The organism is Streptomyces sp. NPDC029041 (genome assembly GCF_040637515.1).
GTDB lineage: Bacteria > Actinomycetota > Actinomycetes > Streptomycetales > Streptomycetaceae > Streptomyces.
Window position 1 is genome coordinate 13,774 of record NZ_JBEZWO010000005.1, and the last position, 17,427, is coordinate 31,200.

Below are 17,427 nucleotides of genomic sequence, written 5' to 3' on the forward strand. Positions count from 1 at the left end.
GCGGCGACTGATGCTCCTCTCACCTTCGTCTGGCACAGTCGCCCGGGTGAAGCGCGTCCTGACCGTCGCCGTGATCCTCCTCGCCCTCATCACCGCGTCCACCGCGACCGCCGACGACGGGGCCGGCCCGTTCGGTGTGACCGTCACCGGCCGCGACGCCCGGGTCGGGGTGCTCCTCCGTGGCCCAGGGGGAGGGCACTTCTGTACGGCGTCCGTGGTGGACGCGCCGCACCGGAACCTGATCGTCACCGCGGCGCACTGCCTCGGCGGAGACCGTGCGCTGGTCTTCGTACCGGGCTACCGCAACGGGCGTGCGCCCTACGGTGAGTGGACGGTGCGGCGGCGGTTCCTGCCCCGCGGCTGGACCGAGAGACAGGACGAGGACAGCGACGTGGGATTCGCCGTGCTCGCGCCGCGGGGCGGCACGGAGGTCCAGGACGTCGTCGGCGGGAACCGGTTCGTGACCGGCACGGCGACCGGGGCCACCGCGGTGACCGTCACCGGGTACCCCAACGCCCGGGAGACGCCGGTCAGCTGCACCGACAAGCCGACCGCGCTCGGCCGCACCCAGCAGCGCATCGCGTGCCCCGGCTTCAGCGGGGGCACCAGCGGCAGCCCCTGGGTGAACGGGGACGGGCAGGTCGTCGGTGTCCTCGGCGGGCACGACCAGGGCGGGACGACCTCGAGGATCTCCTACAGCGTGGTCCTCGGTACGGAGGCGTTGCGGCTGTACGAACAGGCGGCGGGGGATCGGTGAGGGGTCGTGAACCCGCGTGCAGGCCGAGTGTGCCGGGCACCGGCCGCACTCGCCGTTCACTCGCGGCACTTGCCGTGTGCCCGCCGGAGCCGCCGCACGGGTCGTGCGGCGCCTTACTCGTCGTGCCGCGCCGCATCTGCCGTGCGTCCGCCGCCGCACTCGTGGTGCACCCGTGGGCAGCGGTCGTGCGTCCGCCGCCGCACTCGTCGTGCACTCGTGGCAGCGGTCGTGCGCCCGCCGCCGCACTCGTGGTGCACCCGTGGCACTTGCCGTGCGCCCGCCGGAGCCGCCGCACGGGTCGTGCGGCGCCGCACTCGTCGTGCCGCGCCGCATCTGCCGTGCGTCCGCCGCCGCACCCATGGTGCACCCGTGGCAGCGGTCGTGCGTCCGCCGCCGCACCCATGGTGCACCCGTGGCAGCGGTCGTGCGTCCGCCGTCGCACTCGTGGTGCACCCGTGGCAGCGGTCGTGCGTCCGCCGTCGCACTCGTCGTGTACCCGCGGCAGCGGGCGTGCGTCCGCCGCGGCCCGGCGCACCTGCCGTGCGCTCGCCGGAGCCACTGCACCTGCCGTGCGCCTGCCGTGCCTCGCCGAGCTTGCCGTGCCGCCCCGTGCCGTGCTCCGTTCCCCCGTCCGCCCCGACTCCCTTGCCCGTGATCATTCCCGGGCGTGCCTGCCGCCTCTACACTGGCCCACGGACTCCTGGGCGGCGAGGGGCGGTTGACGGTGCGTAAGGCGTGGATCGTGGCGAGCGTTGCGATCAGCTCAGCGCTGGCCTTCGTGATGCTGCTCGTCGTCGGGGTCTATCTCGTCGCCGGGAACCTGGTCAACGGCGTGGGGGGCGGGGCGAAATCGCTGGCCAAGGGGTCGGTGCCCGCCGCGTACGCGGCCCTCGTGCAGAAGTGGGGCAACCTCTGCCCCGCCATCAGCCCGGCCCTGCTCGCCGCCCAGCTCTACCAGGAGAGCGGCTTCAACCCCAGAGCCCAGAGCCACGCCGCCGCACAGGGCATAGCGCAGTTCATCCCCGGCACGTGGGCCAGTCACGGCATCGACGGCGACGGCGACGGCGACCGTGACGTATGGGATCCGAAGGACGCGATTCCCTCGGCCGCCTCGTACGACTGCGAACTCGCCTCCTACGTGAAGAAGGTTGGCGGGAATCCGACCGAGAACATGCTGGCCGCCTACAACGCGGGGGCGTACGCGGTGATCAAGTACGGGGGCGTGCCGCCGTACAGCGAGACCCGGAACTACGTGAAGCGGATCACGACGCTCTCCGAGAGCTTCGCGGCGCCGGTCGGGCGGGTGGATCCCTCCGAGCAGGCCGCGGCCGCGATCGAGTACGCGCAGAAGAAGCTCGGCACGCCCTATCTGTGGGGCGGCACCGGCACCGCTGAGCAGGGCGGACGCTTCGACTGCTCGGGTCTGACCCAGGCCGCCTACGCGACCGTGGGCATCAGGCTCCCGCGCGTGGCCAACGACCAGTACAACGCCGGCCCGCACCCCTCGCGGGACGAACTGCTCCCCGGCGACCTGGTGTTCTTCTCGGACGACCTCACCAATTCCCGTGCCATCCGGCATGTCGGCATTTATGTCGGCGGCGGGTACATGATCGACGCGCCCCGGACCGGTGCCGTCATCCGGTTCGACCCGATCGACACCCCGGACTACTTCGGTGCCACCCGGGTCACCGAAGATGGCGCGAAAGCACTCCCCACGACGGTGTGAACCCTGTGTGAACCCACCCCCTGAGCTGCGACGACGTATCTCTCTTCGATAACGTCTGCGTGATCATTCGGTGGAGTGTGGAACGTATCAACGGGAGCCGTGCGTTCCTGGTGACGTAGCCGAGCGGACGTCAGTGCAGCGGAAGCGGATCTACAACCACGGGGGTGGCAGGAGCGGCGCACGCACAGGTGCGCCGGGAGAGACGACGAAGGGGCCGCAGCGCCATGGCTGGACTCGCCGATTCCGGGTCGAACCCTGACGTCGACCTGTTGTACGACATCAATGGCCTGGCCAAGGACGCGCCGCCGTGGTTCGACCGGGTCATGGAATACGTCGGTGAATACGGGCTGCTGCTCGGCATCGTCCTGCTCGTGGTGTGGTGCTGGTGGTCCGTGCGGCGACGCGGCGACGAGGACGCGGCGTCCACCGTCGCGGCGCTGGTCTGGGCGCCGCTGGCCGCCGGTATCGCCGTCCTGGTGAACGTGCCCATCCGGGGGTTCGTGGAGCGGCCCCGGCCGTTCCTGGACCACCAGGGGCTCGACGTGCTGGTCCAGGGCAAGACCGACTACTCGTTCGTCAGCGACCACGCGACGATCGTCATGGCCCTCGCGGTCGGCCTGTTCGTCGCCAACCGGAAGTTCGGGCTCATCGGGCTCGTGCTGGCGTTGTTCGGCGGGTTCATCCGCGTCTACATGGGTGTGCACTACCCGACGGACGTCGTGGGCGGGTTCGCACTGGGCACCGCCGTGGCGCTGCTGCTGTCGCCGCTCGCCATGGCCCTGCTGACGCCTTTGGTGAAGGCCGTCGAGCGCTCGCCCCGCCTGGGCCGGCTGGTGCGCAGCGGAGGGCCCGCCGAAGACGAGGACACGGTGACCCCGGAGGCGCGCAGTGAGCGGGCCTCGGAGCGGGATCTGGCCGCTTAAAGCCCCTTACAGGGCCTGGGGATACGTGAAGAAGCGCTCGGGGTCGTACTGCTTCTTCAGCTTGGCCAGGCGCGTCGCCGCATCCCCGTAGTAGGCCTTGCGCCAGTCGGTCAGGGTCGGGTCCGTGTAGTTCTGGTAGGCGGCTCCCGAGGCGTGCGGGCGCATGGCCTTGTGGGCCGAGGCCAGCCAGTCGCGGGCCGTCGTACCGCTCGTGCCGGCCCGCCAGGCGCCGATGTACTGGGCCAGCATGCGGGAGCGGCGGTGGACGAACGCCGTGGCGGTGGGGGAGACGCGGTTCACCGCGCCGCCCAGGGCCGTGAGGGCGATGCTGCCGGTGCCGCCGCGCACCGAGGCGATCTGGGCCAGCAGGGTGCGGATGCCGGCCGTGGACAGGGAGCGGTCGAAGAAGTCGGACGCCGCGGCATAGGTCTCGCGGCCCAGCGCGCCGTTCGGGGAACGGCCGGGGGTCGAGCCGGGCAGATGGCACTGCGCGTCCGTCGGGAACGAGGAGCAGCCCGCGTACACCTCCATCGACTCCTCGTACGAGCGGCGCTTCAGGGAGACGCTGCGGGCCGGGGCGCCGACGCGGTCGGCCAGGCGGTCGACGGCGTTCTTCAGCTCGCCGTAGGTGCCCAGGGAGAACGCCGAGACCGAGACGGTCGGGGTGCCGCCCGCGGCGTTCGCCAGGTGCAGGGACGACCAGATCTCGTCGGGCTGCGACGGGCCCCACTCCTGCCAGGCCTTCACCACCGCCGCCGCCCTGGACCAGGGCCAGGACAGGTTCGCCGAGACACCCTGCGGGGCCGGGTGGGTCGTGAAGTGCAGCTCCGTGACGACGCCGAAGTTGCCGTTGCCGGCGCCGCGCAGGGCCCAGAAGAGGTCCTTGTTCTCGCGGGCGTCGGCGGTGAGCTGCTTGCCGTCGGCGGTGATCAGGGTGGCCCGGGTGAGGCTGTCGCAGGTCAGGCCGTAGGCGCGGGAGACCACGCCGTGGCCGCCGCCGAGGGTGAGGCCCGAGACGCCGACGGTCGGGCAGGAGCCGGCCGGGATGGTGACGCCCTTCGCGGCCAGCGTCCGGTAGACGTCGATGAGTTTGGCGCCCGCGCCGACCACCGCGGTGGTGCCCGAGGCCCGGACGCGGTCGAGCTTGGAGACGTCGATGATCAGGCGGCCGTCACCGGAGGACCAGCCGGCGTAGGAGTGGCCGCCGTTGCGGATCGCGACCCGCAGGGCGTGGGCGCGGGCGTAGGCCAGCGAGGTGCGGATGTCGTCCGCGTGGGAGACGTACGCGACCGCGGCGGGCTTCAGGGTGTCGAAGCGGGTGTTGTAGAGCTGCCGGGCCGCGGACCAGGCGGCGTCGCCCGGGCGGATCAGGGGGCCGTCGAGGTCGCGGGCCAGGGCGGCCCAGTTCGCGGCGGTGGTTCTCGAGGTGGTGGAGGTGCGCACGGCGTCGGTGGCCGTGCCTTTGGCGCGGGTGCCCGACGGGGTGCAGGCGGTGGTGAAGGGGGTGGCGGCCGCGGCGATCGCCGCCGTGCCGGCCGTCAGTATCGTGCGCCGTTCCATGGGGCCTCCCGGTGGTTCCGTCCTGGGAGACGGTGGGACGGGGGTGAGGGTTCCATGGTCCGGCCCCGGCCGGGAGGTGTCCGGCGCGGTCTCAGTCCGTCGCGTGCCGCTCCGCGTCCGTACGCGCCTGGCTTCTCGCTCTTCGTGCCGGGCCGCGCCAGCCACAGATGCAGTGGGCCATGCAGAAACGGCCCTTCTCCATGGTCGTCGTGCGGTGTTCCGGGGGGTGGGGGGAAAGTTCCGGCCCGTCCTGCTGCGCCACGCCGACCACGTTACCCAGCACGGGTAAAGCGCTCGTACGGCGGTCGGCGCGGCCACGCGTGACGGGGGCACAAACCCGTCGTTAACCGGAACGACGAGGGGGCCCGTGACGGACGTACCGGCTGGGGGTAGGCAGGCGATGACTGGGCGGCAGCGGGAAGGGCGGCACAGGCGGACGGGCGCGACGGTCGTCGCCGCCGTGGTCCTGGCCGGGGCGGGGCTGGGGTCCGCGGGGTGCTCCGCGGGTGACGCGGCGGCCGGGGACGCTCGCGCCGGGGAAGCGGTCACCGTGCTGCGCCAGTCCGCCGGACGGCTCGTCGGCGCGGGGAGCTCCAAGGCCCGTACGTCGATGGAGATGGCCACCGGCGGGACCCGGGTGACCATCCGGGGCGCCGGGGTGTACGACTACCGCAAGCGGATGGGGCGGCTGAAGGTGCTGCTGCCGCAGGACCCCGCGGGGGTGGCCGAGCGCCGGCCGATCACCGAACTGCTCGCGCCGGGTGCGCTGTTCATGAAGAACCGGGGCGCCGGTGTGCCCGCGGACAAGTGGGTGCGGGTGGACACCCGGACCCTGTCCGACGGGAACCTCGTCACCGGCGGCGCCACCGACCCGTTCACGGCGGCCGAGGTGCTGCTCGGTACGCGGACGGCGACCTATGTGGGCAGGACGGAGGTCGCGGGCACCGGGGTGAGCCACTACCGGGGCACGGCGGACCTCGCCGACGCGGCCCGGCGGGCGTCGAAGGGGAACCGGGAGCCGCTGAAGGCGGCGGCCGAGGGGTTCGCCACCGCCGAGGTGCCGTTCGACGCCTACCTCGACGACGAGGGACGCATCCGCAAGGTCAGGCACCGGTTCAGCTTCCTGAACGGGCAGCAGCAGAGCCCCGTAGCCGTCGCCTCGACGACGCTGCTCTACGATTTCGGGGCCTCGGTGCGCGTACGGTTGCCCCGGACCGACGACATCTACGCGGGCAGGATCGCCGAGGAGTGACCGGCGTGAACTAGCCCGTCCGTGCCATGCGCGGTGTGTGGGCCGCTCCCTACTCTAGGAAGCCGGCAACGGCAGAGACGAGGTGACGCACGTGGCTCCGGTCGGCGGTACGGCAGTTCAGGACCACGTGGCCCTCGCCGAGATCGAGCTGTGCGGGGAGCTGATCATCGCGGCCTCGGCCGCCCGCGAGCGGCTCAGCCTGGAGAGCATCGACGAGGTGCTGAAGGTGGCGGAGGAGCGGGACTCCTCCTGAGGCTGCGACGGGGCGTCCGTCGAGGCCGGGCCCGGCTCACGTCCGCAGCATGCGGGCGATCGCCTGGGTCGCCTCCTTCACCTTGGCGTCGATCTCGTCGCCGCCCTTGTGGGCCCCCTGAGCGGAGCTCTCAACGGCTGCCGTGGCGACGCAGTGCCGCAGGTGTTCCTCCAGCAGCTGCAGGGCGAAGGACTGCAGGGCCTTGGTGGAGGCGGAGACCTGGGTGAGTATGTCGATGCAGTAGACGTCCTCGTCGACCATGCGCTGCAGGCCCCGGATCTGGCCCTCGATACGACGCAGGCGCTTGAGGTGCTCGTCCTTCTGCTTGTGGTACCCGTGCACACCGTGGTCGTGATCGGCCGTCACGTCGACACCCGTGGTCTCGGCGCTGCCGGTGGTGACATGTGCGACATCTGTGGCGTCGGTCACGTCCGTCATCGCTTCCTCCTGGTGGGCCGTGGGCGATACATACCCCTGGTGGGTATATGGTACCGAACTTTGCTGGGTATACGGGCCTGACAACCGCCCCCGTGCTCACCACTCTGCCCGATGCGCGACACTGGTGGGCGGCCCGATAGCCGTGGCCGGATGATGCGCCTAGCATCAGCCTGACCGAAACCGAAGCACCCCGAGGACCCCACGTGCGCTTTCGTCTGACCCCCAGGGAGACGAGCTTCTACGACATGTTCGCCGCCTCCGCGGACAACATCGTCACGGGCTCGAAGCTCCTGATGGAACTGCTCGGGGCGGACTCATCCGCCAGGGCCGAGATCGCAGAGCGTATGCGGGCCGCGGAACACGCCGGTGACGACGCCACGCACGCGATCTTCCACCAGCTGAACTCCTCGTTCATCACGCCGTTCGACCGCGAGGACATCTACTCCCTCGCCTCGTCGCTCGACGACATCATGGACTTCATGGAGGAGGCCGTCGACCTGGTCGTCCTCTACAACGTCGAGGAACTGCCCAAGGGCGTCGAGCAGCAGATCGAGGTACTGGCGCGCGCCGCCGAACTGACGGCCGAGGCGATGCCGCACCTGCGGACCATGGAGAACCTCACCGAGTACTGGATCGAGGTCAACCGCCTGGAGAACCAGGCCGACCAGATCCACCGCAAGCTGCTGGCGCACCTCTTCAACGGCAAGTACGACGCCATGGACGTGCTCAAGCTCAAGCAGATCGTGGATGTGCTCGAGGAAGCGGCGGACGCCTTCGAGCACGTGGCGAACACGGTGGAGACCATCGCCGTCAAGGAGTCCTGAGCCCTCAATGGACACCCTTGCTCTGGTCGTGACCATCGGCGTCGCGCTCTTCTTCACGTACACCAACGGCTTCCACGATTCGGCGAACGCGATCGCCACGTCCGTCTCGACGCGGGCGCTGACGCCGAAGGCCGCGCTCGCCATGGCAGCGGTGATGAACCTCGCCGGTGCCTTCATGGGCTCCGGGGTCGCCAAGACCGTCAGTGAGGGCCTGATCCAGACACCGACCGGGTCGAAGGGGATGGGCATCCTCTTCGCCGCGCTGGTGGGCGCGATCGTCTGGAACCTCATCACCTGGTACTTCGGGCTGCCGTCCTCCTCGTCCCACGCGCTGTTCGGCGGCATGGTCGGGGCGGCGCTGGCCGGCGGGACGACCGTCTACTGGAGCGGGGTGCTGGAGAAGGTCGTCATCCCGATGTTCGTGTCTCCGGTGGTCGGCATGCTGGCCGGTTACCTCGTGATGACCGCGATCCTGTGGATGTTCAGGAAGGCCAACCCGCACAAGGCCAAGCGCGGGTTCCGCATCGCGCAGACCGTCTCGGCGGCCGGCATGGCGCTGGGGCACGGTCTGCAGGACGCGCAGAAGACGATGGGCATCGTGGTGATGGCGCTCGTCATCGCCGATGTCGAGGACTACGGCGATCCGATTCCGGTGTGGGTCAAGGTCGCCTGTGCGGTGATGCTGTCGCTGGGGACGTACGCCGGCGGCTGGCGGATCATGCGGACGCTGGGGCGGAAGATCATCGAGCTGGACCCGCCGCAGGGCTTCGCGGCGGAGACCACGGGCGCGTCGATCATGTTCACCACGGCGTTCCTGTTCAAGGCGCCGATCTCCACGACGCACGTGATCACCTCGGCGATCATGGGCGTGGGGGCCACCAAGCGCGTGAACGCCGTGCGGTGGGGCGTCGCCAAGAACATCATCCTGGGCTGGTTCATCACGATGCCGGCCGCGGCGATCGTGGCCGCGGCGTCCTTCGGGATCGTGAACCTGGCGTTCCTGTAGCGGCACCGACGCATACGACAGGGCCCGCCCCCGGAAGCCGGGGGCGGGCCCTTTTTCGGCCTCACGGTGGCACCGCCATGCAGCACCGCGAGGAGTCGGGGGGGTGGGATCAGCCGAAGCGGCCGGAGATGTAGTCCTCCGTGGCCTGGACCGACGGGTTGGAGAAGATGCGCTCGGTGTCGTCGATCTCGATGAGCTTGCCGGGCTGGCCGACCGCCGCGAGGTTGAAGAACGCCGTGCGGTCCGAGACGCGGGCCGCCTGCTGCATGTTGTGCGTCACGATGACGATCGTGAAGCGCTCCTTGAGCTCCCCGATCAGGTCCTCGATGGCGAGCGTGGAGATCGGGTCGAGTGCCGAGCAGGGCTCGTCCATGAGCAGGACGTTCGGCTCGACCGCGATCGCCCGCGCGATGCACAGACGCTGCTGCTGGCCGCCGGAGAGGCCCGAGCCGGGCTTGTTCAGGCGGTCCTTGACCTCGTTCCAGAGGTTCGCGCCCTTGAGGGAGCGCTCGACGATGTCGGAGAGCTCGCTCTTCTTGTAGTTGCCGTTCAGCCGCAGGCCCGCCGCGACGTTGTCGAAGATCGACATCGTGGGGAACGGGTTCGGGCGCTGGAACACCATGCCGACCTCCCGGCGGACCGACACCGGGTCGATGCCCGTGCCGTAGAGGTCCTCGTCGTCGAGGAGCACCTTGCCCTCGACGCGGCCGCCCGAGGTGACCTCGTGCATGCGGTTCAGCGTGCGCAGGAACGTCGACTTGCCGCAGCCGGAGGGGCCGATGAACGCCGTCACCGAGCGCGGCTCGACGGTCATCGAGATGTCCTCGATCGCCTTGTGGGAGCCGTAGTAGGCAGTCAGTCCGCTTACGTCGATTCGCTTGGCCATGATTACTTCACTTCCAGACAGTCAGATCAGTCGCTGTGGTCGCCACGCGGCGGTAGCCGCACATGGATGCTTTAGCGACCGGTCTTCGGGGCCTTCCAGCGGGCGATGCCGCGGGCCACCAGGTTGAGGATCATCACGAAGGCGATCAGCGTGAGGGACGCCGCCCATGCGCGGTCGTACGCCGTGGCCTCGCCCGATCCGTACTGCTGGTAGATGTACAGCGGGAGCGACGCCTGAGCACCCTCGAAGGGGTTGGCGTTGATGAACTTGCTGCCGAACACCAGCAGCAGCACGGGCGCGGTCTCACCGGCGATACGGGCGATGGACAGCATGATGCCCGTGGTGATGCCGCCGAGGGACGTCGGCAGGACCACCTTCAGGATGGTGCGCCACTTCGGGACGCCGAGTGCCAGGGAGGCCTCGCGCAGCTCGTTCGGGACGAGCTTGAGCATCTCCTCCGTGGAGCGGACGACGACCGGCATCATCAGGATCGCGAGGGCGAGCGAGCCGGCGAAGCCGAAGGGCTCCATGTCGAACATCAGCATGAGGCTGAGGATGAACAGGCCGGCGACGATCGACGGGATGCCGGTCATGACGTCGACGAAGAAGGTGACGGCCCGGGCGAGGTTGCCGCGCCCGTACTCCACCAGGTAGATCGCGGTGAGCACGCCGACCGGCGCGGCGATCAGCGTGGCGAGGCCGACCTGCTCCAGCGTGCCGAGGATGGCGTGGTAGATGCCGCCGCCCGCCTCCGAGTCGGCCACCACGCCCATCGAGTGGGTCAGGAAGTAGACGTCGAGGACCTTCACGCCGCGTTGGACGGTCGACCAGACCAGCGAGGCCAGGGGCACCACGGCGAGCAGGAACGCGACCCACACCAGCGAGGTGACCACGCGGTCCTTGGCCTGGCGGCGGTTCTCGACCCGGGCCGCGATCACGTACGTGCCGAGGACGTAGAGGATCGCGGCGATCAGGGCCCACTGGATGCTGCTGTGCAGGCGGGCGGCGGCGCTGATGCCGACTCCGAGGGCGACCGATCCGGCGGCGATGGCCCACGGAGCCCACGTGGGCAAATGGCCGCCGCGCAGGGTGCTGGGGCGCTTCGGGGTGGTGGTTGCGGTGCTCATGCGTTGGCCCCCGAGTACTCCTTGCGGCGGGCGATGATCGCGCGGGCCGCACCGTTGACCAGCAGGGTGATGACGAACAGGACCAGGCCGGAGGCGATCAGCGCGTCACGGCCGAACTCGGTGGCCTCGCTGAACTTGCTCGCGATGTTCTGGGCGAAGGTGCCGCCGCCCGGGTTGAGCAGGCTGCCGTGGATCAGGAAGTCCGGGGAGAGGACGGTCGCCACGGCCATGGTCTCGCCGAGGGCGCGGCCGAGGCCGAGCATCGAGGCGGAGATCACGCCGGAGCGGCCGAAGGGCAGGACCGCCATGCGGACCACTTCCCAGCGGGTGGCGCCGAGCGCCAGGGCCGCCTCCTCGTGCATCTGCGGGACCTGGCGGAAGACCTCGCGGCTCACGTTGGTGATGATCGGCAGGATCATGATCGCGAGCAGGATGCCGACGGTCAGCATCGAGCGGGGGGCACCGCCGTCCCAGGAGAAGACGCCGGTCCAGCCGAGGTAGTCGTTCAGCCAGCCGAAGAGGCCGGTCATGTGCGGCACGAGGACGAGGGCGCCCCACAGGCCGTAGACGATGGACGGCACGGCGGCGAGCAGGTCGATCACGTACGCGATGGGGCCGCGCAGCCGGCGCGGGGCGTAGTGCGTGAGGAACAGCGCGATGGCGACGGCGATCGGGACCGCGATGACCATGGCGACGATCGAGGAGACGATCGTGCCGAAGGCCAGCACCGCGATGCCGAACACCGGCGGGGTGTTACCGGTGTTCCACTCGAAGGTCGTCAGGAAGTTGCCCTCGTCCTCGCTGATGGCGAGGAAGGCGCGGTAGGTGAGGAAGACCGCGATCGCGGCCATGATCACCAGCAGCAGAATGCCCGAGCCGCGGGAGAGACCGAGGAAGATCCGGTCTCCGGGCCGGGTGGCACCACGGGCCGCGCGCTTCTGCTCGGCCGTGGATGGCTGGAGGGGTGGAGGTGCGTCAGCTATCTGTGTTGTGTCCATCGGGTTCTCCGGTCTGCGGAACCGCACGTGCTGTGCGGTTCCTGGCGGCGGTGCACCGGACGGTGCGGTCCGGTCTCGCTGAGGAGGCCGGACCGCACTCGGGTCAGCTCAGGCTCTCGACGGTCTCGCGGACCTTGGCGATGATGTCGTCAGGCATGGGCGCGTAGTCGTTCTCGGCGAGGATCTTCTGGCCGTCCTCCGAGGCCGCGTAGCGCAGGAACGCCTTGACGGCGGGCAGGGTGTCGGCCTTGTTGCCCTTGTCGCAGACGATCTCGTACGTCACCAGGACCATCGGGTAGGCGCCGTCGGCCTTGGTTCCGTAGTTCAGCTGCAGCGCGAGGTCCTTGCCGGTGCCGACGACCTTGGCGTCCGAGATGGCCTTGGTGGCGTTGTCGACGGTCGCCTCGACCGGCTGGGAGGCGCCGGTGTCGATGGCGACGGTCTTGATGCCGTCCTTGGCGTACGACAGCTCGAAGTAGCCGATCGCGCCGGCGGTCTGCTTGACCTGCGCGGCGACGCCGGAGGACTGCGGAGCGGACTGGCCGCCCTTGGCCTGCCAGGCCTTGCCGCCCTCGTAGGGGAAGTCCTTCTTGGCGGTGGCGATCAGGTACTTGGTGAAGTTGTCCGTGGTGCCGGACTCGTCCGAGCGGTGGAACGCCTGGATCTTGAGGTTGGGCAGCTTCGCGTCGGGGTTCAGCTTCGCGATCGCCGGGTCGTTCCAGTTGGTGATCTTGCTGTCGAAGATCTTGGCGATCGTCGAGGCGTCCAGGACGAGCTTGTCGACCCCCGGCACGTTGTAGCCGACGGCGATCGGGCCGCCGACCATCGGCAGGTCGATGCCCTGGCCGCCGGAGCAGACCTTCTTGGAGGCGGCGACCTCGTCGGGCTTGAGCGCCGAGTCGGAGCCGGCCCACGGGACCTGGCCCTGCGTGAACGCGGTGACACCGGCACCGGAGCCGCCGGCCTTGTAGTTGATCTCGACCTTGCAGGCCGCGGAGAACTGCTTGACCCACGCGTCGACCGCGTTCTTCTGCGCGGAGGAGCCGTCGGCGAGGACCTGGCCCGAGGCGTCGTCACACTTGATGTTGCTCTGCGCGGCGGCGTTGGAGGAGCCACCGTCCGGGTTGCCGGTTTCGTCGGAGCCGCACGCCGTGAGGGCCAGGGCGCCGGAGACGGCGAGAGCACCGAGAGCGAGGGCCCGCCGGTTCATGCGCTGAAGCTTCACTTGAGTTCCTTCCAGGAGCCGCCGTCCTGATCGGCGGCGTGCGAAGTCTGCGTGATGCGGACGCGGCCGCACTCAGCAGGCGCGGCTCGCGTCGGTAAGGCCGAAATTAGGCAGATCAGGTGAAGGCGCCGATGGCCGCACATGAACGAGGGGTGAACCCCTGTCTAAGGCCTGGTGAGGTAACGGAATGCTCACGGGGAGAGCACGTCGGCATTCCGCTTCTGCGGACGAACCGGGACCTTCCCGGTCAGCCGCCCGCCCGGGGCAGGTGCAGAACGGCGAGCAGTTCGTCGACCAGGGACCGGTCGTGGGGCTGGGTGAGACGGTCGCGGGCGGCGGCGGGCGCCAGCCACAGCACCCGGTCCACCTCGTCCGTCGGCGAGAACGCGCAGCTCACCGCCTCGGCGGCCCAGTAGCGGACCTGCTTGGGACGGCCGCCCGCCAGGTAGCGCAGGGTGGACAGCTCGGGGCCCGGCGCGGCCCGGCAGCCGGTCTCCTCCGCCACCTCGCGCAGTGCTCCGGCGAGTGCGTCCTCGCCGCGCTTCAGTTTCCCCTTGGGCCACGACCAGTCGTCGTATTTCGGCCGGTGGATGAGGCAGAGCTCCGGCTCGCCGGTGGCCGGGGACCGGCGCCACAGGACGCAGCCGGCCGCCCGAACGGTGGTGCCCTTGGGAGTGTTCACCGTGTTTCACCGCCTCCTGGTGCCGGGCGCGGTCATGACGCGCCCACGGTCTCCTTCTGCCAGGCCTGCTGGAACGCGAACCGCGCCGCCTCCACCTCGTGCCGCTGGTCGGCGTGCAGCACGCCGAGGGCGTATGCCGTGGCCGGGGCGATGCGCGGGGTACGGGCCGCCTGGGCCGCCGCTGCCGCCGCCTCCGAGGCGTCGCGGTGCCGGTTCAGGGCCTGGCCCGCGGAGAGCAGGCGCAGGTCGACCACGGCGTTGCCCTTCGGGCCGCTGACGGCCTCGCGGGCGTAGCGGTGCAGGCGCAGCAGCAGCCGGACCTGGTGCCACGGGGCGTCCTGGGGGTGCGGGACCGTGTCCGGGGACAGGCCGTGGACGAGGGCCGTGGCGTTGTACGGGTTTCCCGCGGTGACGAGGGGGAGGGCGGTCACGGCGTCGGCGAGGCGGTCGAGGGCGGCCCGGGCCAGGGGGCGCAGGTCGGTGGTGCCGGCGGTGCTGGTGAGGGGGACCTCGCTGGCCAGGACGGCGACCTTGTCCGCGACGGCGTGGAAGCGACTGCTGCCCAGGGCCTGCAGGGCGGTGGAATGGGCCCGGGTGCGGGCGAGGGTGAGCTGGCGGTCGAGCAGGGCGCCGGCCTTGGCCGCGCCCACGGTCAGATTGCCGCGTTCCGGGGCGGCGGCACCGGCCCGGGGGTGCGCCGCCGCGCCGTGGCCACCGCCGGAGGCCCGTGCGCCGGCCTGGGCCGGGAACGCCGTGGAGCCCGACAAGCGGTGCAGGGCCGCCAGCAGGCGCTCCAGGCGGGCCGTGCAGGCGTGCTCCATCGCCAGCGTCCCCGACACCCAGGCCAGTTCGGGGCGCATCGTCTCGCACCAGTCCGCGTCGAGTAGGGACTGGAACGAATGCAGGCTGGCGCTGATACGGCGGGCCGAGCGGCGCAGGGCGCGGGCCGCCTCGGCGGAGCCCTCCGAGCCGTTCGGCCCCGACCCCGTCTCCCGGTGCAGGCGCAGCGCCCGGAGGAACTCCGTGGCCTGGACCCGCAGATAGCCCGCGAGGACGTCTCCGGTGGGGGCGGGCCCGTCGTGCCCGGACCGGGGGTCCGTGGGGTCAAGGTGTTGCTGTGCCACGCCGGCGCCTCCGGGCGTCTATGAGCATCTCCTGGACGTTGCGCAGGGGCTGTCCGTCCGCGTCGGTCGCATGCCGGGTCCAGTCGCCGTCCGGGCCGAGGTGCCAGGAGGCGGTGGAGTCGGACATGCCGGTCTCCAGCAGCCGGTTCAGGGCCGCCCGGTGGGCCGGGTCGGTGACCCGGACGAGGGCCTCTATCCGGCGGTCGAGGTTGCGGTGCATCATGTCGGCGCTGCCGAACCACACCTCGGGCTCGCCGCCGTTGCCGAAGGCGAACACCCGGGAGTGCTCCAGGAAACGGCCGAGGATCGAGCGGACCCGGATGTTCTCCGACAGGCCGGCCACGCCCGGGCGCACGGCGCAGATGCCGCGCACCCAGATGTCCACCGGCACGCCCGCCTGGGCGGCGCGGTAGCAGGCGTCGATGACGGCCTCGTCGACCATCGAGTTGACCTTGATGCGGACGTACGCGGGCCGTCCCGCGCGGTGGTGCTGGATCTCCTTGGTGATCCGTGAGACCAGGCCGTCGCGCAGCGACTTGGGCGCCACGAGCAGCCGGCGGTAGGTCTCCCGGCGTGAGTAGCCGGACAGGCGGTTGAAGAGGTCCGAGAGGTCGGCGCCGACCTGCGGGTCGGCCGTGAGCAGGCCGAGGTCCTCGTAGAGCCGGGCCGTCTTCGGGTGGTAGTTGCCGGTGCCCACGTGGCTGTAGCGGCGGAGCGTCTCGCCCTCCTGGCGGACCACCAGTGACAGCTTGCAGTGCGTCTTCAGGCCGACCAGGCCGTAGACCACGTGGCAGCCGGCCTCCTCCAGCTTGCGCGCCCACTTGATGTTGGCGTGCTCGTCGAAGCGGGCCTTGATCTCGACCAGGACCAGGACCTGCTTGCCGGTCTCGGCGGCCTCGATGAGGGCGTCGACTATCGGGGAGTCGCCCGAAGTGCGGTACAGCGTCTGCTTGATGGCGAGGACGGCCGGGTCGCCGGCCGCCTGCTCCAGGAAGGCCTGCACGGAGGTGGAGAACGAGTCGTACGGGTGGTGCAGCAGGACGTCCCGCTCGCGCAGCGCGGCGAAGATGTCCGGCGGGGACGCCGACTCGACCTCGGCGAGGTCGCGGTGGGTACCGGCGACGAACTTGCGGTACTTGAGCTCCGGCCGGTCCAGCGAGGCGATCCGGAACAGGCCGGTGAGGTCCAGCGGGCCCGGCAGCGGATAGACCTCGGCCTCGCTGATCTTCAGCTCGCGCACCAGCAGGTCCAGGACCTCGCGGTCGATGGACTCCTCGACCTCCAGGCGCACCGGCGGGCCGAAGCGGCGCCGCATGAGCTCCTTCTCCAGCGCCTGGAGGAGGTTCTCGGCGTCGTCCTCCTCGACCTCCAGGTCCTCGTTGCGGGTGAGGCGGAAGGCGTGGTGCTCCAGGACCTCCATGCCCGGGAACAGCTCCTCCAGGTGGGCGGCGATGACGTCCTCGATGGGGACGTAGCGGCCCGGGGAGCTCTCCAGGAACCGCGACAGCAGCGGCGGCACCTTGACGCGGGCGAAGTGCTTGTGGCCGGTGACCGGGTTGCGCACCACGACGGCCAGGTTCAGGGACAGGCCGGAGATGTACGGGAAGGGGTGCGCCGGGTCGACCGCCAGCGGGGTCAGCACGGGGAAGATCTGGTGCCGGAACAGGGTGAACAGGCGGGCCTGCTCCTTCTCCTGCAGTTCGTTCCAGCGGACCAGGTGGATGCCCTCCTCCGCGAGTGCGGGGGCGACGTCCTCGTGGTAGCAGGCGGCGTGCCGGGCCATGAGTTCGCGCGAGCGGGCCCAGATCATCTCCAGCACCTCGCGCGGCTGGAGGCCGGAGGCGGAGCGGGTGGCCACGCCGGTGGCGATGCGGCGCTTCAGTCCGGCCACCCGGACCATGAAGAACTCGTCCAGGTTGCTGGCGAAGATCGCGAGGAAGTTGGCCCGCTCCAGCAGGGGTGTGTTCGGGTCCTCGGCGAGTTCGAGCACCCGCTCGTTGAACGCGAGCCAGCTGCGCTCCCGGTCGAGGAAACGACCCTGCGGCAGCTGGGGCCCGTCGTACGGCGACTCCTCGTACGCGTCGAGGTCGGCGTCGATGTCCGGTTCCAGATCGGAGACGGCCGCCGCCACCGTGTGGGGGCGGTGGGCTGCTATGGAGCCTACGGAAGGCTGCGCGTGCTGGACCTGTGCCTGGGTGTTCGGCTGGCTCATGGACCCATTCTTCCGCGTCGCGAGCATCACGGGCGCGTCGGACGGCACGGGCGGGAGCGAAGACGTCACATGAGCGCTCCCGTTTCCCTCGGGGCCCTCGCGGGACGGGGGAGGCTCGGGCACGGCGGGATTCATTGGCCGAGCTTCGCAAGCTCGTCTGAATCGATGGTTACGGAGACATGACGTGCGGGACACCGGGGGGCGGCCCGTGGGCGTCCACAGGGCCGGGTGAGGCGGCAGGGGCGGCTGCCCACAGGCTGTGGACGGTCCTCGGCGCTGCCGTGCGCCGCGGAGTGTCCCCGGCGTCGGCGTGGGCGTGTGCCGCGGAGGGTCCCGGTGTGGGTGTCGGGCGTGCGGACCGGTGTCCGGTGCCGGCGTGGCCGTGCGCTGTGGAGTTGTCCCGGTGTGGGTGTCGGCGTGTGCCGCGGAGGGTC

General features: G+C 70.6%; 16 protein-coding genes. 7 read left to right on the forward strand and 9 right to left on the reverse strand.

Translation table 11 applies throughout. The features are described 5' to 3' along the window. The first annotated feature begins 10 nt into the window (after positions 1-10). From AB0F04_RS13335 to AB0F04_RS13345, 3 genes are all read left to right on the forward strand, one after another. Positions 11-757: a trypsin-like peptidase domain-containing protein gene (locus tag AB0F04_RS13335; RefSeq protein WP_362040869.1), complete on the forward strand. Its 747-nt coding sequence runs from the start codon at positions 11-13 to the stop codon at positions 755-757. A 724-nt stretch (positions 758-1,481) separates the two neighbouring features. Next, positions 1,482-2,483, forward strand: a complete 1,002-nt coding sequence (locus AB0F04_RS13340) for an NlpC/P60 family protein (protein ID WP_362041925.1) — start codon at positions 1,482-1,484, stop codon at positions 2,481-2,483. A gap of 224 nt (positions 2,484-2,707) precedes the next feature. Continuing rightward, complete coding sequence (locus AB0F04_RS13345; RefSeq protein WP_362040872.1) at positions 2,708-3,406, forward strand: phosphatase PAP2 family protein; 699 nt, start codon at positions 2,708-2,710, stop codon at positions 3,404-3,406. 6 nt (positions 3,407-3,412) lie between these two features. Here AB0F04_RS13345 and AB0F04_RS13350 read toward each other — a convergent pair whose 3' ends face one another. Further along, positions 3,413-4,966 carry an FAD-binding oxidoreductase gene (locus tag AB0F04_RS13350; protein WP_362040874.1) on the reverse strand — a complete coding sequence of 518 codons (1,554 nt, stop codon included), beginning with the start codon at positions 4,964-4,966 and terminating at the stop codon, positions 3,413-3,415. Between the two features lie 400 nt (positions 4,967-5,366). Here AB0F04_RS13350 and AB0F04_RS13355 point away from each other — a divergent pair, with 400 nt between their 5' ends. Beyond that, on the forward strand, positions 5,367-6,218 hold the full coding sequence (locus tag AB0F04_RS13355; RefSeq protein WP_362040876.1) for a hypothetical protein: 852 nt from the start codon (positions 5,367-5,369) through the stop codon (positions 6,216-6,218). A gap of 91 nt (positions 6,219-6,309) precedes the next feature. Beyond that, positions 6,310-6,471 carry a hypothetical protein gene (locus AB0F04_RS13360; RefSeq protein WP_199825650.1) on the forward strand — a complete coding sequence of 54 codons (162 nt, stop codon included), beginning with the start codon at positions 6,310-6,312 and terminating at the stop codon, positions 6,469-6,471. Positions 6,472-6,507: 36 nt separating this feature from the next. On the opposite strand, the gene AB0F04_RS13365 is transcribed toward AB0F04_RS13360, so the two are convergent. Beyond that, a complete protein-coding gene (locus AB0F04_RS13365) occupies positions 6,508-6,909 on the reverse strand; it encodes a metal-sensitive transcriptional regulator (protein WP_362040878.1) in 402 nt (133 codons plus the stop codon). Positions 6,910-7,112: 203 nt separating this feature from the next. Here AB0F04_RS13365 and AB0F04_RS13370 point away from each other — a divergent pair, with 203 nt between their 5' ends. Together AB0F04_RS13370 and AB0F04_RS13375 are read left to right on the forward strand one after the other, a co-directional pair. Then, positions 7,113-7,733: a DUF47 family protein gene (locus AB0F04_RS13370; RefSeq protein WP_053670931.1), complete on the forward strand. Its 621-nt coding sequence runs from the start codon at positions 7,113-7,115 to the stop codon at positions 7,731-7,733. A 7-nt stretch (positions 7,734-7,740) separates the two neighbouring features. Continuing rightward, positions 7,741-8,739, forward strand: coding sequence for an inorganic phosphate transporter (locus AB0F04_RS13375; RefSeq protein WP_362040880.1), 999 nt, complete (start codon positions 7,741-7,743; stop codon positions 8,737-8,739). A gap of 109 nt (positions 8,740-8,848) precedes the next feature. Here AB0F04_RS13375 and pstB read toward each other — a convergent pair whose 3' ends face one another. The 7 genes from pstB to AB0F04_RS13410 form a co-directional block, all read right to left on the reverse strand. Then, entirely contained in the window at positions 8,849-9,625 is a 777-nt protein-coding gene (pstB, locus tag AB0F04_RS13380; RefSeq protein WP_020269923.1) for a phosphate ABC transporter ATP-binding protein PstB, read from the reverse strand. 71 nt (positions 9,626-9,696) lie between these two features. After that, the gene (pstA, locus tag AB0F04_RS13385; RefSeq protein WP_362040882.1) at positions 9,697-10,752 is read right to left on the reverse strand and encodes a phosphate ABC transporter permease PstA; all 1,056 of its coding nucleotides are present in this window, start codon (positions 10,750-10,752) and stop codon (positions 9,697-9,699) included. Then, on the reverse strand, positions 10,749-11,750 hold the full coding sequence (pstC, locus tag AB0F04_RS13390) for a phosphate ABC transporter permease subunit PstC (RefSeq protein ID WP_362040883.1): 1,002 nt from the start codon (positions 11,748-11,750) through the stop codon (positions 10,749-10,751). The genes pstA and pstC overlap by 4 nt, the downstream gene beginning before the upstream one ends. 103 nt (positions 11,751-11,853) lie before the next feature. After that, positions 11,854-12,975 carry a phosphate ABC transporter substrate-binding protein PstS gene (pstS, locus tag AB0F04_RS13395; RefSeq protein WP_362040885.1) on the reverse strand — a complete coding sequence of 374 codons (1,122 nt, stop codon included), beginning with the start codon at positions 12,973-12,975 and terminating at the stop codon, positions 11,854-11,856. Positions 12,976-13,222: 247 nt separating this feature from the next. After that, a complete protein-coding gene (locus AB0F04_RS13400) occupies positions 13,223-13,657 on the reverse strand; it encodes an NUDIX hydrolase (protein WP_362040887.1) in 435 nt (144 codons plus the stop codon). Positions 13,658-13,689: 32 nt separating this feature from the next. Next, positions 13,690-14,781 (reverse strand): CHAD domain-containing protein, encoded by a 1,092-nt coding sequence (locus AB0F04_RS13405; protein ID WP_362040889.1) that lies wholly within the window; start codon positions 14,779-14,781, stop codon positions 13,690-13,692. After that, positions 14,762-16,993: an RNA degradosome polyphosphate kinase gene (locus AB0F04_RS13410; protein WP_362040891.1), complete on the reverse strand. Its 2,232-nt coding sequence runs from the start codon at positions 16,991-16,993 to the stop codon at positions 14,762-14,764. The genes AB0F04_RS13405 and AB0F04_RS13410 overlap by 20 nt, the downstream gene beginning before the upstream one ends. Between the last annotated feature and the right edge of the window lie 434 nt (positions 16,994-17,427).

Coding starts and splice junctions, on each gene's coding strand:
- pstA (WP_362040882.1), bottom strand. CDS start 10,752: ATGAGCACCGCAACCACCACCCCGAAGCGCCCCAGCACCCTGCGCGGC.
- AB0F04_RS13345 (WP_362040872.1), top strand. CDS start 2,708: ATGGCTGGACTCGCCGATTCCGGGTCGAACCCTGACGTCGACCTGTTG.
- AB0F04_RS13375 (WP_362040880.1), top strand. CDS start 7,741: ATGGACACCCTTGCTCTGGTCGTGACCATCGGCGTCGCGCTCTTCTTC.
- pstB (WP_020269923.1), bottom strand. CDS start 9,625: ATGGCCAAGCGAATCGACGTAAGCGGACTGACTGCCTACTACGGCTCC.
- AB0F04_RS13355 (WP_362040876.1), top strand. CDS start 5,367: ATGACTGGGCGGCAGCGGGAAGGGCGGCACAGGCGGACGGGCGCGACG.
- AB0F04_RS13365 (WP_362040878.1), bottom strand. CDS start 6,909: ATGACGGACGTGACCGACGCCACAGATGTCGCACATGTCACCACCGGC.
- AB0F04_RS13335 (WP_362040869.1), top strand. CDS start 11: ATGCTCCTCTCACCTTCGTCTGGCACAGTCGCCCGGGTGAAGCGCGTC.
- pstC (WP_362040883.1), bottom strand. CDS start 11,750: ATGGACACAACACAGATAGCTGACGCACCTCCACCCCTCCAGCCATCC.
- AB0F04_RS13410 (WP_362040891.1), bottom strand. CDS start 16,993: ATGAGCCAGCCGAACACCCAGGCACAGGTCCAGCACGCGCAGCCTTCC.
- AB0F04_RS13350 (WP_362040874.1), bottom strand. CDS start 4,966: ATGGAACGGCGCACGATACTGACGGCCGGCACGGCGGCGATCGCCGCG.